Here is a 14,586-nt window from a genome sequence, read left to right on the forward strand (position 1 = left end):
TCAATTTTACGAAGATTGCCCGCCAGCAAATCGCTACACTGCGCAGGTGGTGCATGCCACACGCGAGTGCAGGACTATCGATAGCTGGATGCAGGAGAGATGCGTGCTCAAGAAACTGGGAATCAAAGGCCGCGTGCTGTTGCTGACTCTATTGCCGACCAGCCTCATGGCGCTGGTCCTGGGTGGTTATTTCACCTGGATGCAGCAATCGGACTTGCAAACCCAACTCATGCAACGTGGCGAAATGATCGCCGAGCAACTGGCGCCGCTGGTAGCGCCGGCCATGGGCCATAAAAACAACGAGCTGCTCGAACGCATCGCTACGCAATCCCTCGAGCAGCCGGACGTGCGTGCCGTAACTTTCCTCGCACCTGACCGCACGTTACTGGCCCATGCGGGACCGACCATGCTCAACCAGGCGCCGCTGGGCGATGGTTCGCAAATGTTGCGGCGCAGTGGCAGCGATGCGACGCGTTATCTGCTGCCGGTGTTCGGCAAGCATCGTAATCTGGCAGGCGATGTGATACCCGATGAGGCCGATCGCCTGTTGGGCTGGGTCGAGCTCGAACTGTCGCACAATGGCATGTTGCTGCGCGGTTACCGCAGCCTGTTCGCCAGCCTGATGATGATCGCCGCCGGCCTGGGTGGCGCGGCGTTGCTTGCCTTGCGCATGGGCCGCACCATCAACCGGCCGCTGACCCAGATCAAGCAGGCCGTAGCCCAACTCAAGGACGGTCATCTGGAAACCCGGCTGCCACCCCTTGGCAGTCATGAACTGGACGAACTGGCATCGGGCATCAACCGCATGGCTGGCACCCTGCAAAATGCCCAGGAAGAATTGCAGCACAGCATCGACCAGGCCACCGAAGATGTTCGCCAGAACCTCGAAACCATCGAGATCCAGAACATCGAACTCGACCTGGCGCGCAAGGAGGCACTGGAGGCGAGCCGGATCAAATCCGAATTCCTGGCCAACATGAGCCACGAAATCCGCACGCCGCTCAACGGTATTCTCGGTTTTACCCATTTGCTGCAGAAAAGCGAGTTGACCCCGCGCCAGCTCGATTATCTGGGCACCATCGAAAAGTCCGCCGACAGCCTGTTGGGGATCATCAACGAGATCCTCGACTTTTCGAAAATCGAGGCCGGCAAACTGGTGCTCGACCATATTCCGTTCAACTTGCGCGATCTGCTGCAGGACACCCTGACCATCCTTGCCCCCGCTGCCCACGCCAAACAACTTGAGCTGGTGAGCCTGGTGTATCGCGACACGCCTTTGTCGCTGGTCGGCGACCCGCTGCGGCTCAAGCAGATCCTCACCAACCTGGTCAGCAACGCCATCAAGTTCACCCGCGAAGGCACCATCGTCGCCCGGGCCATGCTCGAAGAAGAACACGATGACAGTGTGCAACTGCGCATCAGTATTCAGGACACTGGCATCGGCCTGTCGAGCCAGGACGTACGCGCGCTGTTCCAGGCTTTCAGTCAGGCCGATAACTCACTGTCCCGGCAACCGGGCGGCACGGGGCTGGGGCTGGTGATTTCCAAGCGACTGATCGAACAAATGGGCGGCGAGATCGGTGTAGACAGTACACCGGGCGAAGGTTCGGAGTTCTGGATCAGCCTGAGCCTGCCCAAAACCCGCGACGATGCCGAAGACCTGCCCGGCCCGCCGCTGTCGGGTCGTCGTGTGGCGGTGCTGGAAAACCATGACCTGGCCCGTCAGGCGCTGCAGCATCAACTGGAAGATTGCGGTCTCGCGGTCACGCCGTTCAACACGCTGGAAAGCTTGACCAATGGCGTGACTGGCGTCCATCAGACCGATCAGGCCATCGACCTGGCGGTGCTGGGCGTCACCAGCAATGACATGCCGCCCGAGCGCCTTAATCAATACATCTGGGACCTCGAACACCTTGGTTGCAAAGTGCTGGTGCTCTGCCCGACCACGGAGCAGACGCTGTTCCACCTCTCGGTGCCCAACCCTCACAGCCAGCTCCAGGCCAAACCGGCCTGCACCCGCAAGTTACGACGCGCACTGTCCGACCTGGTCAACCCGCGCCAGATTCGCAGCGAACCCGGCGAACCGGTTTCCAGTCGCGCGCCTAAAGTGCTGTGCGTTGACGACAACCCGGCCAATCTGCTGCTGGTGCAGACGTTGCTCGAAGACATGGGCGCCAAGGTGCTCGCCGTGGAAAGCGGCTACGCAGCCGTCAAAGCGGTGCAAAACGAGACCTTCGACCTGGTGCTGATGGACGTGCAGATGCCGGGAATGGACGGACGGCAAAGTACCGAGGCGATCCGCCAGTGGGAGAGCGAGCGGCATTGCACACCGCTGCCGATCGTGGCGCTCACCGCCCATGCCATGGCCAATGAAAAACGCGCCTTGTTGCAAAGCGGCATGGACGACTACCTGACCAAACCGATCAGTGAGCGGCAACTGGCGCAGGTGGTGCTGAAATGGAGTGGCCTGGCGCTGCGCAACCATAGCCCGGAGCGCGCCAGCGACAGCCACAACGGTGCCTTTGAGTTGCAAGTGCTCGATCACGAAGAAGGCTTGCGTCTGGCCGCGGGCAAGGCCGATCTGGCGGCAGACATGCTGGCGATGTTGCTGGCGTCGCTGGAAGCCGACCGTGAAGCGATCCGCCAGGCCCAGGAAAGCCGCGATCACAACGCGCTGATCGAACGTGTCCATCGCCTGCACGGCGCAACCCGTTACTGCGGCGTGCCGCAACTGCGCGCCGCCTGCCAACGCAGCGAAACCCTGCTCAAGCAACAGGACCCGAAAGCCTACAGCGCCCTCGAAGAACTCGACCGGGCAATCAATCGCCTGGCCGCCCAGGCGCGCATCAATGCCTGACCTGGCGCAAAGACGCTGGTAGCGGGAAGGACTAATGTAGGAGCTGCCGCAGGCGACGATCTTTTGATCTTGAAAACGCTGAGTCTTCAGGGAGAACACATGCGCACGATTTTATTCAGCAGCCAGAACTACGACCGCGAGAGTTTTCTCGCCGCGGATCTGCCGCCCGGTATCGAGCTGCACTTTCAGGCGGCGCGGCTGAGCGTTGATACAGTGGCGCTGGCCGAACATCACGAGGTCGTCTGTGCCTTCATCAATGATGATCTCAGTGCACAGGTGCTCGAACGCCTCGCGGCGGGCGGCACACGCCTGATTGCCCTGCGTTCGGCCGGTTACAACCATGTCGACCTTGCAGCGGCGAAACGCCTCGGGCTGGCGGTGGTGCGCGTCCCGGCCTACTCGCCCCATGCGGTGGCCGAGCATGCAGTGGCGCTGATCCTGGCGCTCAACCGTCGTTTGCACCGAGCCTACAACCGTACCCGCGAAGGCGACTTCAGCCTGCACGGGCTGACCGGTTTCGACCTGGTGGGCAAGACCGTCGGCGTGGTCGGTACCGGGCAGATCGGCGCTACATTCGCAAAAATCATGAACGGTTTCGGCTGCCGGTTGCTGGCTTACGACCCGTACCCCAATCCCCAGGTCGAAGCACTCGGTGCCCGATACCTGGGCTTGCCGCAACTGCTGGCCGAATCGCAGATCATCAGCCTGCACTGCCCGCTCAATGAACAGAGCAAGCATCTGATCAACCGCGAGTCTTTGGCGCACATGCAACCGGGGGCGATGTTGATCAATACCGGTCGCGGTGGCCTGGTGGACACCCCGGCGCTGATCGACGCCCTCAAGAGCGGGCAATTGGGTTATCTGGGGCTGGATGTGTATGAAGAGGAAGCGCAGCTGTTCTTCGAGGATCGTTCCGACCTGCCGTTGCAGGACGATGTTCTGGCGCGATTGCTGACGTTCCCTAACGTCATCATTACCGCGCATCAGGCGTTCCTGACCCGCGAAGCCCTTGGCGCGATTGCCGCGACCACCCTCGACAACATTGCGACCTGGAACGCCGGCACTGCGCAAAACCTGGTCACAGGTGACTGAACCTGATCGAAGGTCATGTGCCCGCACCATGCAACGCGAATGCCCGTGCTAGCATATCGCGCATATTTGGAGGACCCATGGTCGAACACGATTTCCGCTACAGCCTGATGAACCCGCAACACACCCTCACCGAATGCCGCGCCCTGGTGCCGGGGCGCTATCAAGTCACCGGCAACGGCGGCTCGATTCGCAATAACGACGTGTTGGTAGTGACCCTCAAGGGCGCCAAGGACTTGTCCATGCGCCTGACCGTCGAAACGGTTCGCCACTTGATCAATCCACCCGGGCAATGGGTTGCGGTAGCCAGTGGCCCGGTGTTCGGCGAACTGGCGATCCACACCTGGCAGGTGAACTGCGACAGCTGTGCAAAAGAGCTGAGCTTCGAGTTCGCGGTCGACGCCAAGTTGGGCAACAAGGCCGAAAAGCCAGCCGCCACTGCGCGGATTGCCGAGCTGGGCTGGACCACCGTTGGCGAAAAGCACCTGTGCCCGAAGTGCCAGGAGCCTGCGTGATGAAACACCTCGCCCTGGCCGCGCTGGTCGGTGCAAGCCTGATGGGCTGTGCTGCCGATCCGGTGCAATTGCAACAAAACCGCAGCTACATTCTGGAGTGGATCGGCGAACGTCCGTTGATGGACTACAGCCACCTGACCATCACGCTCGGCGAAGATGGTCGCGCCTACGGCAATGGTGGCTGCAACCACTGGTTCGCGCCATACACCCTGGAAGGCAACAAGCTGAGCTTCGGCAAAATCGGCAGCACCCGCAAACTCTGCGCGCCGGCGCTGATGGAGCAGGAAAAACGCTTCCTTCAGGCGCTGGAAAACGTGCAACGCTGGGACGTATCGTCAATCGATCAGATGCGTTTCTGGCCGGCCGAAGGCAAGCCGCTGCGCTGGTGGCTTGAGGAAGGTTGATGCCCCCTCCTCCCTTGATCATTCCCGCGCTCTGCGTGGGAATGATCAAGTGACGCTCCGCGTCACAGGCGGCGTTCCCACGCAGAGCGGGGGAACGATCATCATCCCTCGATTCAATTCTGCGCCTGCAACGCCTCCAGCTTCGCCATCACCCCCGCCGCTGTCTGCTCTCCCATCAATTGCTCACGCACCTTGCCTTTGTTATCGATGATATAGGTCACCGGTAATGCCTCACTGCGTGGCAGTTCGAACACTTCTGAAGGGTCCTGGGCCAGCACGGTAAATTTGATTCCAAGCTTCTCACTGGCGCTTTTCAACTCTTCGCCCTGCACATTATCGAAGTTGACCCCGAACACACCGATCTTCTTGCTCTGGAGCTGATCGGCCAAGGCGTTCAGCTCCGGGATCTCGGTACGGCACGGCCCGCACCATTCAGCCCAGTAATTGAGCACCAGCCATTTGCCATCCAGACGCTCGGCGGCGACTTTCTGTCCATTCTGGTCAATCCCGTAGTCGTTTCCGCAGCCCCCCAACAGCAACGCCCCAATGATCGTCAATGCTGCTGCCAGTCGCCTTGTCATGTCGTGTTCCTTGTCAAAAATTGAATGCGCCTGCGACCCATCGCCTCCCAAGGTTCTGGATTACGCGCTGCACAGTTAGAATAGCCGCCACCTTACGCAAGATGCGACCCGCTCATGACCGATCTGACGCTTTATCACAACCCGCGCTGCTCGAAATCCCGCGGTGCGCTCGAACTGCTCGAAGCCCGTGGCCTGACGCCGACCGTGGTGCGCTATCTGGAAACCCCGCTCGACGCCGCGCAAATCCAGGGTCTGCTGGGCAAACTCGGCATTAGTGCCCGGCAACTGCTGCGCACCGGCGAGGACGAATACAAGACCCTCGGCCTCGCGGACGGCAGCCTGAGCGAAGCGCAATTGATCGCAGCCATCGCCGCCCACCCGAAACTGATGGAACGTCCGATTCTCGAAGTCGGCGATAAAGCCGTCATCGGTCGTCCACCGGAGCAGATTCTGGAACTGTTGCCATGAGTGCGCCGTACATTCTGGTGCTGTACTACAGCCGCAGCGGTTCGACCAATGAAATGGCCCGGCAAATTGCCCGCGGTGTCGAGCAGGCTGGCCTAGAAGCGCGGTTGCGCACAGTGCCGGCGATTTCCACGGAATGCGAAGCCGTGGCGCCGGACATTCCCGACGAAGGCGCGCTCTATGCCAGCCTCGACGACCTTAAAAACTGCGCTGGCCTGGCACTGGGCAGTCCGACTCGTTTCGGCAACATGGCGGCGCCGCTCAAGTACTTCCTCGACGGCACCAGCAACCTGTGGCTGACCGGCGCGCTGGTGGGCAAACCGGCCGGCGTGTTCACGTCCACGGCGAGCCTGCACGGTGGCCAGGAAACCACCCTGCTGTCGATGATGCTGCCATTGCTGCACCATGGCATGTTGATCACCGGCCTGCCCTACAGCGAATCGGCGTTGCTGGAAACCCAGGGTGGCGGCACGCCGTACGGCGCCAGTCATCACGCCGGAGCCGATGGCAAAAGCGGTCTGGACGCTCATGAAGTGGCGCTGTGCCGTGCACTGGGCATGCGCCTGGCCAAGACTGCGCAGAAACTGGAGGGTTGAAGGTGGCCAAGAAGCCGAAGGTCCTGCCCGCCATCGAATGGCTCGAACCGCGCGTCAAGGCGATGCGCGTCATCAGTCTGCTGTGCTTTTTTGGTCTGGTGGGATTGCTCTGCGTTTACTACTTGATGGTTGCCGATCTGCACGGTGCACGGCCATGGGTGATTCTGCTGATCGAGCTGGTGCCGTTGCTGTTGCTCGCGCCGGGGATGATTGTCGGCAACGCCCGCGGGCATTCATGGATGTGCTTTGTGGTGAACCTGTATTTCATCAAAGGCGCGTTGGCCGCGTATGACCCGAACCGGCAGATGTTCGGCGTGCTGGAGATGGCCGCGAGCCTGGCGGTGTTCTGTTCAGCGCTGTTGTATGTGCGGTGGCGGTATCAGTTGAACCGCAAGTTGGCTGGCGAAGGCGAGATATCCGTCGCCTGATCGGGCCTCATCGCTGGCAAGCCAGCTCCCACAGGTATTGGGCTTGAACACAAATTCTGTGAGCAACTCCCACAGGTATTGGGTTTGAACACAAATTCTGTGAGCAACTCCCACAGGTATTGGGTTTGAACACAAATTCTGTGGGCAACTCCCACAGGTATTGGGTTTGAACACAAATTCTGTGAGCAACTCCCACAGGTATTGGGTTTGAACACAAATTCTGTGAGCAACTCCCACAGGTATTGGGTTTGAACACAAAATGTGTGGACAACTCCAATCACTGTGGGAGCTGGCTTGCCAGCGATAGGCCGGGGTCGCGCTCGACCGACTCGGTCTCAATGATTGACGGTGTAGGCCAGCATCATCGAAATCTGACTCATCGGCCGTCCGCCGCTTTCTTCATGCCATTGGTTGAACACATCCTGCACCAGCGCCAGGTCGCGCAGGCTGGTTGGCACCTTGTCGATGATGTTCTGTGCGTTCAACGCCGCGACCACATCGTAACTCGGCACAAAGGTATCCTTGCCGACCATGCGCAGGAAACGCGGCGCAGACAGGCCGCCCAATTGATGGCCGCGCTTTTTCAGCATCGTCCACAAGCCGACGATATCAGTCACCGGCCAATCGGCGATCATCGCACCGAAGCTGCCCTTCTCAATGGCCACGTCCAGCACGAACTGCGCATTGCGCGGCACACTCTTCAATTTGCCCAGGTGGCGGATAATCCGCGCGTCCTGCATCAGGCGTTCCAGATGCTCGGCGCTCATCAGCACGACTTTTTCCGGGTCGAACTTGAAGAACACTTCTTCGAAGGCCGGCCACTTGGCGTCCACCAGGCTGTGCTTGAGCCCGGCACGGAATACGCGCAATGCCATGGTCGAGAGGTAGCGGTCATCGCTGATCTTGCGCAATTGCGCCGGGGTCTTGGGAACGGGCAGATGGGCTTGCAGTTCAGCCGCCGAACCAAAACGGTTCAGGCAGAATTCATTCAGCCACTTGTAGTCGCGCATGCCCTCTCCTGAGGATTAGATGAATAAACCCATGTGGGAGCCAGCCTGCTGGCGATGAGGGAGTGTCAGCCGACAATGATTTGCCTGACCCACCGCTATCGCCAGCAGGCTGGCTCCCACATCAAGGTGATTAAAGGTTAACCACGTTGACGAAGCGCGAAGCCGCCGTTTCGTCGATCTTGAGGCTGGTGAAGTCGAACAGGTTGCGGTCCGCCAGTTGCGACGGGATCACGTTCTGCAAGCTGCGGAAAATGCTCTCGGTACGGCCTGGGGTCTTGCGCTCCCAGTCCTGGAGCATTTCCTTGACCACCTGACGTTGCAGGTTTTCCTGGGAACCGCAGAGGTTGCACGGGATGATCGGGAACTGCTTGAAGTCCGAATAAGCCTGGATGTCCTTTTCGTTGCAGTAGGCCAACGGGCGGATCACCACGTTGCGTCCGTCATCGGCGCGCAACTTGGGTGGCATGGCCTTGAGCGAACCGTTGAAGAACATGTTGAGGAAGAACGTCTCGACGATGTCGTCGCGGTGATGACCCAAGGCCATTTTGGTCGCGCCGATCTCGTCAGCGAACGTGTACAGCGTGCCGCGACGCAGGCGCGAGCACAGCGAGCAAGTGGTTTTCCCTTCGGGAATCAGTTCCTTGACCACCGAGTAAGTGTCTTTTTCGACGATGTGATACTCGATTCCCAGCTCTTTGAGGTAAGCCGGCAGCACGTGCTCAGGGAAACCCGGTTGTTTCTGGTCCATGTTCACGGCCACGATCTCGAACTTGATCGGCGCGACCTTCTGCAAGTGCATCAGCACATCGAGCATGGTGTAGCTGTCCTTGCCGCCGGACAGGCAGACCATGACCTTGTCGCCGTCTTCAATCATGTTGAAATCGGCAACAGCCTCACCGGCCTGGCGGCGAAGGCGCTTTTGCAGTTTGTTCTGGTTGACCGTAAGAGTGCCCATGACGCGAAATCCGTGAGGTGTGACGAAAGGCGGGCATTTTACGCAAAAACCTATCCCGGGCGAAGCGTCCTGACGGATCGCCTGCCGTTCTACAGATGCAACTGCGATTAAGCGCAGGCTTTACAGCGCAATTTGCTCTAAGCCCCCTCTCCTTGTGCGGTTAACTCCTTCCTATACTGCGACATAAGGTCGCATTCGTATTCCAGACCTTTTACTTACTTGGCCGTATTGGCCCGTAGGCGCTCCACTGGGGGGCGACGGTATAAAAGAGGAGTGACTGGCATGATCCATCACGTAGTGGGGCTCTTCACCCACCCTGACCAAGAATGGAAAGAAATCCGTGGCGACCAGGAGGAAAGCATCAGCCACATGTACCTGACCCACACCCTGATTCTGGCGGCCATCCCTGCTGTGTCGGCGTTTATCGGCACCACGCAGGTCGGCTGGGTGATCGGTAACCGGCCGCCAGTGATGTTGACGATGGAAAGTGCGCTCTGGATGACGATCATGTCGTACCTGGCGATGCTCGGTGGCGTCGCGGTCATGGGCGCGTTCATTCACTGGATGGCCCGCACCTATGACGCCAATCCCAGCCTGGCACGCTGCGTAGCCTTCGCGACCTACACCGCGACGCCGCTGTTCATCGGCGGCTTGGCGGCGCTGTACCCGCATATGTGGCTGGGGATGATCGTCGGCACTGCGGCGATCTGCTACACGGTCTATCTGTTGTATGTCGGGCTACCGACGTTCATGAACATTCCAACTGACGAGGGCTTTCTGTTTTCCAGTTCGGTGCTCGCCGTAGGCCTGGTCGTGCTGGTGGCTATCATGGCGTTCACTGTCATTGTCTGGGGACTTGGCGTGGGGCCGGTCTATACGAATTAGCAACACACTCTCCAAAAATCAGATCTGCCGACACAGGCCGCCGCAAGGCGGCCTTTTGATGCCTCCTGCCAGAAGAAACGCAACGACCATTCGGCGCTCAAACGATTCGCAAGGCCCGAGGGTTGCGGCATACTCAACGTCTCTGGAGATCCATCAAGCATGCCCGAGCAACTCAATACCCGCGTCGAAGACTGTTTCCAACAAGCCGAATCCTTTTTCAAACGACCTTTCAAACGCCCCGTGGTGAGCCTCAAGCTGCGCGGGCAAAAAGCCGGTGTCGCGCATTTGCACGAGAACCTGCTGCGTTTCAACCTGCAGTTGTACCGGGAAAACACCGAGGACTTCCTCAAGCAGACAGTGGCCCACGAAGTTGCCCACCTGATCGCTCATCAACTGTTCGGCGACCGCATTCAGCCCCATGGCGAAGAGTGGCAATTGATCATGCGCGGCGTATACGAACTGCCGCCAAATCGCTGCCACACCTACGACGTCAAGCGCCGCAGCGTCACCCGCTACATCTACAAGTGCCCGTGCGCCGACAGCGATTTCCCGTTCTCGGCGCAGCGCCATGGCCTGGTGCGCCAGGGGCGGCGGTATTTGTGTCGGCGGTGTCGCAACACCTTGGTGTTCAGTGGGGAAATGCGGGTCGAATAGGCGGATCTTTCTGCTGGCTGTACCGTCCTCATCGCCAGCAGGGCTGGCTCCTACAGGGGATTTACGGTGCGACGCACATCCAGTGTGGGAGCCAGCCCTGCTGGCGATGAGGCCGGCACAGGCACTAGAGAATCACCTTGGCCCGCCGCAGCTCTTCAATCCGCTCAACACTAAATCCCAACTCCCCCAACACCTGATCCGTATGCTCGCCCAACGCCGCGCCAATGTGCCGGGGCGCCGGCAATCCTTCTGAAAACTTCAACGGACACGCCATCTGCGCCTGGCTCGAACCATCGCCCCTCGGCACTTGCGTGACCAAATCCCGTGCCTGCAACTGCGGATGACGCAGCGCTTCCCCGACGCTCAAAACCGGCTCCACGCACGCATCCAGTTCCGCAAACAATGCACACAACTCGGCGAAGTCATGTTTCTCGAACTCCACTGTCAGCGCGTCCTTGAGTTTCCTCTGCTGCGACGGTTGCGGGGACAGGCCGAGGTTCGCCAGCTCCTCCAGCCCAAGCGCTACACATAACTGCTTCATGAACGCCGGTTCGAGGCTGCCCACCGACAACCAGCGGCCATCCCGCGAACGGTAATAGTCGTAAAAGCTACCGCCATTGAGCATCTGGTCTTCCCGGCCCGGCTCGACACCGCAGGCCAGGTACCCGGCGCCCGCCATGGCATTAAGGCTGAAGGCGCAGTCGGTCATGCTCACATCCAGGTGTTGCCCCTGCCCGGTTTGCTGGCGGGCGATCACTGCGGCGAGCAATCCGATTACCCCGTGCAACGAACCGCCGGCGACATCCGCCACTTGCGGCCCCAAGGGCAGCGGCCCGCTGTCGGCACGGCCGGTGTAGCTGGCCAGCCCGGCCAGCGCCAGGTAATTGATGTCATGGCCGGCACGTTCCCGGTAAGGGCCGGTCTGGCCGTAACCGGTGATCGACACATAAATGAGTTTGGGATTGATGGCCTTCAGGGCTTCATAGCCCAGCCCCAAACGTTCCATGACACCGGGGCGAAACTGCTCCAGCACAATGTCGTAGTCCTCAAGAAGCTGCTTGATGACCTCCAGCGCCTCAGGCTGCTTGAGGTCCAGCGCCAGGCTGCGTTTATTGCGATTGAGATAGGCGTGGCTGGCTGACACGCCCTGGTCATGGGGTGGCAGCACGCGCAGCAGGTCCATGCGGCTCGGCGATTCGATGCGCAGCACGTGCGCGCCCATATCCGCCAGTAACAACGAGGCGAACGGCCCCGGCAGCAATGTCGAGAAATCCAGAACCTTGAGTGATGCCAGTGGACCGAGCATGGATGTTCTCCCTGAATGATGCTCCCAGACTAGGCAGCCGGACGCTCAGGGGCAATAACCTTATGTGCCAGTGACGCTGACCGTTGCGCTCAGGTCGCAGGCAGAAAAAAACCCGCCGAAGCGGGTTTTTCATTGCAGCAGGTTTATTTGGCGTTAGCCGGGGCGACCTCGTCGGCGTGGCCCAGAACGTCGTCTTTAGGCTCGTCGGCAATGCCGCGACCGCCAGAAGCCAGCTCGGATTGCAGTACGTCGGTGTCCAGTTCCTTGACCCACTTGGCCACCACGATGGTCGCCACGGCGTTACCAATCAGGTTGGTCAGGGCACGGGCTTCGGACATGAAGCGGTCGATGCCGAGGATCAGCGCCAGGCCGGCAACCGGCAAGTGGCCGACAGCGGACAGCGTGGCTGCCAGTACGATGAAGCCCGAACCGGTCACACCGGCGGCACCTTTGGAGGACAGCAGCAATACCACCAGCAGGGTGATCTGGTGCGTGAGGTCCATGGGGGTGTCAGTGGCCTGGGCAATGAACACGGCCGCCATGGTCAGGTAGATCGCCGTACCGTCGAGGTTGAACGAGTAACCGGTCGGGATCACCAGGCCTACCACGGATTTCTGCGCGCCCAGACGCTCCATCTTGATCAGCATGCGTGGCAGTACCGATTCCGAAGAGGAAGTACCCAGTACGATCAGCAGTTCTTCACGGATGTAGCGGATCATTTTCAGAACGCTGAAACCGTGCATGCGAGCAATACCACCCAGCACGATCAGGATGAACAGCAGGCAAGTGATGTAGAAGCACGCCATCAACTGGCCCAGTTGCACCAGCGAGCCGACACCATAGGCACCGATGGTGAACGCCATGGCACCGAAGGCACCGATTGGCGCGAGCTTCATGATCATGTTGATGATGTTGAACATGACGTGGGCGAAGCGATCGATGAAGTCCAGGATCGGCCGGCCGTAGGCGCCCAGGCGATGCAGGGCGAAACCGAAGATCACCGAGAACATCAAGACTTGCAGGATGTCGCCCGTGGCGAATGCGCCGACGATGGTGGACGGGATCACGTTGAGGAGGAAGCCAACGACGCTTTGATCAGCACCGGCCGCAATATACGTAGCGACCTTGGAAGCATCCAGAGTGCTGACGTCGATGTGCATGCCGTTGCCGGGCTGCACGATATTGACGACCACCAGGCCGACCAGCAAAGCGATGGTCGAAACGATTTCGAAGTACAGCAGCGCGTAACCACCGGTCTTGCCGACCGATTTCATGTCCTGCATGCCAGCGATACCACTGACGACGGTGCAGAAGATGATCGGGGCGATGATCATCTTGATCAGTTTGATGAACCCGTCACCCAGCGGCTTTACGGCCACACCGAGCTGTGGATAGTAGTGACCGAGCAAAATACCGATGACAATTGCAACGATCACCTGGAAATACAGGGATTTATACAGTGGCTGACGAGTCGTCATTGCAAAGTTCCTCAAGAGTACGCGCTGCCAACATCCATCGATGGCCGGCGACACCTCAATTGCGAACCCTCCTGCACTGGAGGGATTTGTTTTTTCGAGCTGCGCGACGGCAGGCATCTGTCGCTTGTATCGCAAAGCCCGTGCCACCTGCGGTAAAACATCCACAAGCCTTTTGATATCAGGGGTTGCAGGTCGCGCCGTATCGTTGAACCGTTGAGCGCACTGGCGGATTTCCGCCCTCCAAACAGATCACGTCCTGCAATTTGGCGGATATCCGCCTTGTCCATCGTTTGGCACCGCAGCTACCATCCGCCGCTCAATGGACGGATTTAGCCGCTATGCGCGAACGCACCATCGCCAGTCACTTCGCCCGCGCCGTCCTCGGTGGCGCGCAACGCCGTGGCCTGGACTATTCGAGCCTGTTGCAACAGTTGGGGATCAGCCCCGAATTGCTCGACGAGCCGCGGGCGCGCATTGCACCGGAGCAGTTCACCCGACTGATTCAGGGACTGTGGCTGGCACTGGACGACGAGTACCTGGGCTTTGGACGCGGCCCCAGCAAGCCGGGCAGCTTCGCCATGATGTGCCATGCGGTGATCCACTGCCGTAATCTGGAGAAGGCGCTGAACCGCGGTTTATTATTTTATAGTCTATTCCCCGACGCCCCGCGCCTGACCCTGACGCGCGAAGACGAGATGATCCGCCTGAGCCTGGACGATTCGCAGCTCTGGGACCCGGACCATTTTCTCAGCGAGAGCCTGCTGGTGATCTGGCATCGTTTCGGCAGTTGGCTGATCGGCCAGCGTATTCGCCTGGAACAGGCCGCATTCAGTTACCCGCGACCGGAACACGGCGCCGAGTACGACTTGTTGTTCTCTTGTCCTTTGACGTTTTCCGCGCCCCAGAGCAGCCTGTTGTTCCATAGCCGCTACCTGAACATGCCGCTGCTGCAGGACGAACGCACCCTCAAGCATTTCCTCGAACACTCGCCGGCCGATCTGCTGTCACGCCCGGACGACGGCAACAGCCTGAGCAGCCAGTTGCGCCGCTTGCTCAGCCGCGACAGTGCCCGCTGGCCGGACCTCGACGCCGTTGCCGCGCACCTGCACATCAGTGCGCAAACGCTGCGTCGACACCTGCGTGAGGAAGGCACCAGTTTTCAGGAGTTGAAAGATCAGTTGCGCCGGGATATCGCGATTTATCACTTGAGCCGCGCGGACCTGTCATTGCAACAGATTGCGGAGCAACTGGGGTTTTCCGAGCCTTCGGCGTTTCACCGGGCGTTCAAGAAGTGGACTGGGGTGACGCCGGGGGCTTATCGGGCGCAGGAAAACTGAGTTTCAGACTCGACTTTTTCGGTGTG

The 14,586-nt window shown here is 59.8% G+C and carries 15 protein-coding genes; 10 read left to right on the forward strand and 5 right to left on the reverse strand.

The features are described 5' to 3' along the window. Positions 1-103 precede the first annotated feature (103 nt). The 4 genes from ASD60_RS06095 (at position 104) to ASD60_RS06110 (ending at position 4,865) form a co-directional block, all read left to right on the forward strand. Positions 104-2,857 carry a response regulator gene (locus ASD60_RS06095; protein ID WP_056853128.1) on the forward strand — a complete coding sequence of 918 codons (2,754 nt, stop codon included), beginning with the start codon at positions 104-106 and terminating at the stop codon, positions 2,855-2,857. 99 nt (positions 2,858-2,956) lie between these two features. Then, a complete protein-coding gene (locus tag ASD60_RS06100; RefSeq protein ID WP_056853129.1) occupies positions 2,957-3,949 on the forward strand; it encodes a 2-hydroxyacid dehydrogenase in 993 nt (330 codons plus the stop codon). A gap of 77 nt (positions 3,950-4,026) precedes the next feature. After that, positions 4,027-4,461, forward strand: coding sequence for a hypothetical protein (locus ASD60_RS06105; RefSeq protein WP_007988765.1), 435 nt, complete (start codon positions 4,027-4,029; stop codon positions 4,459-4,461). Further along, on the forward strand, positions 4,461-4,865 hold the full coding sequence (locus ASD60_RS06110) for an META domain-containing protein (protein WP_056853130.1): 405 nt from the start codon (positions 4,461-4,463) through the stop codon (positions 4,863-4,865). The genes ASD60_RS06105 and ASD60_RS06110 overlap by 1 nt, the downstream gene beginning before the upstream one ends. A gap of 113 nt (positions 4,866-4,978) precedes the next feature. Here the strand turns inward: ASD60_RS06110 and ASD60_RS06115 are convergent, their stop codons facing one another. Further along, complete coding sequence (locus ASD60_RS06115) at positions 4,979-5,446, reverse strand: TlpA disulfide reductase family protein (RefSeq protein ID WP_056853131.1); 468 nt, start codon at positions 5,444-5,446, stop codon at positions 4,979-4,981. A gap of 114 nt (positions 5,447-5,560) precedes the next feature. Here ASD60_RS06115 and arsC point away from each other — a divergent pair, with 114 nt between their 5' ends. The 3 genes from arsC to ASD60_RS06130 are packed head-to-tail and all read left to right on the forward strand — an operon-like array spanning position 5,561 to position 6,935. Continuing rightward, on the forward strand, positions 5,561-5,914 hold the full coding sequence (gene arsC / locus ASD60_RS06120; protein WP_056853132.1) for an arsenate reductase (glutaredoxin): 354 nt from the start codon (positions 5,561-5,563) through the stop codon (positions 5,912-5,914). Continuing rightward, positions 5,911-6,507, forward strand: a complete 597-nt coding sequence (gene wrbA, locus ASD60_RS06125) for an NAD(P)H:quinone oxidoreductase (RefSeq protein ID WP_008054817.1) — start codon at positions 5,911-5,913, stop codon at positions 6,505-6,507. Before arsC ends, wrbA begins: the two co-directional genes overlap by 4 nt. Before the next feature lie 2 nt (positions 6,508-6,509). Beyond that, positions 6,510-6,935: a DUF2069 domain-containing protein gene (locus ASD60_RS06130; RefSeq protein ID WP_056853133.1), complete on the forward strand. Its 426-nt coding sequence runs from the start codon at positions 6,510-6,512 to the stop codon at positions 6,933-6,935. Positions 6,936-7,270: 335 nt separating this feature from the next. Here the strand turns inward: ASD60_RS06130 and ASD60_RS06135 are convergent, their stop codons facing one another. Both ASD60_RS06135 and ttcA read right to left on the reverse strand, forming a co-directional pair. Continuing rightward, the gene (locus ASD60_RS06135; RefSeq protein ID WP_056853134.1) at positions 7,271-7,945 is read right to left on the reverse strand and encodes a DNA-3-methyladenine glycosylase I; all 675 of its coding nucleotides are present in this window, start codon (positions 7,943-7,945) and stop codon (positions 7,271-7,273) included. A 130-nt stretch (positions 7,946-8,075) separates the two neighbouring features. Beyond that, complete coding sequence (gene ttcA, locus ASD60_RS06140) at positions 8,076-8,900, reverse strand: tRNA 2-thiocytidine(32) synthetase TtcA (RefSeq protein ID WP_056853135.1); 825 nt, start codon at positions 8,898-8,900, stop codon at positions 8,076-8,078. 282 nt (positions 8,901-9,182) lie between these two features. Between ttcA and ASD60_RS06145 the strand changes: the two genes are divergently transcribed. Continuing rightward, entirely contained in the window at positions 9,183-9,785 is a 603-nt protein-coding gene (locus ASD60_RS06145) for a Yip1 family protein (RefSeq protein WP_056853136.1), read from the forward strand. 159 nt (positions 9,786-9,944) lie between these two features. Continuing rightward, a complete protein-coding gene (locus ASD60_RS06150; RefSeq protein ID WP_056853137.1) occupies positions 9,945-10,439 on the forward strand; it encodes a SprT family zinc-dependent metalloprotease in 495 nt (164 codons plus the stop codon). A gap of 124 nt (positions 10,440-10,563) precedes the next feature. On the opposite strand, the gene ASD60_RS06155 is transcribed toward ASD60_RS06150, so the two are convergent. Both ASD60_RS06155 and ASD60_RS06160 read right to left on the reverse strand, forming a co-directional pair. Beyond that, positions 10,564-11,745: a CaiB/BaiF CoA transferase family protein gene (locus ASD60_RS06155; RefSeq protein WP_056853138.1), complete on the reverse strand. Its 1,182-nt coding sequence runs from the start codon at positions 11,743-11,745 to the stop codon at positions 10,564-10,566. A gap of 143 nt (positions 11,746-11,888) precedes the next feature. After that, positions 11,889-13,223, reverse strand: coding sequence for a dicarboxylate/amino acid:cation symporter (locus ASD60_RS06160; protein ID WP_056853139.1), 1,335 nt, complete (start codon positions 13,221-13,223; stop codon positions 11,889-11,891). Positions 13,224-13,561: 338 nt separating this feature from the next. Between ASD60_RS06160 and ASD60_RS06165 the strand changes: the two genes are divergently transcribed. Then, positions 13,562-14,560 (forward strand): AraC family transcriptional regulator, encoded by a 999-nt coding sequence (locus ASD60_RS06165; protein ID WP_056853140.1) that lies wholly within the window; start codon positions 13,562-13,564, stop codon positions 14,558-14,560. Positions 14,561-14,586 lie beyond the last annotated feature (26 nt).

This window comes from Pseudomonas sp. Root562, assembly GCF_001427125.1.
Lineage (GTDB): Bacteria > Pseudomonadota > Gammaproteobacteria > Pseudomonadales > Pseudomonadaceae > Aquipseudomonas.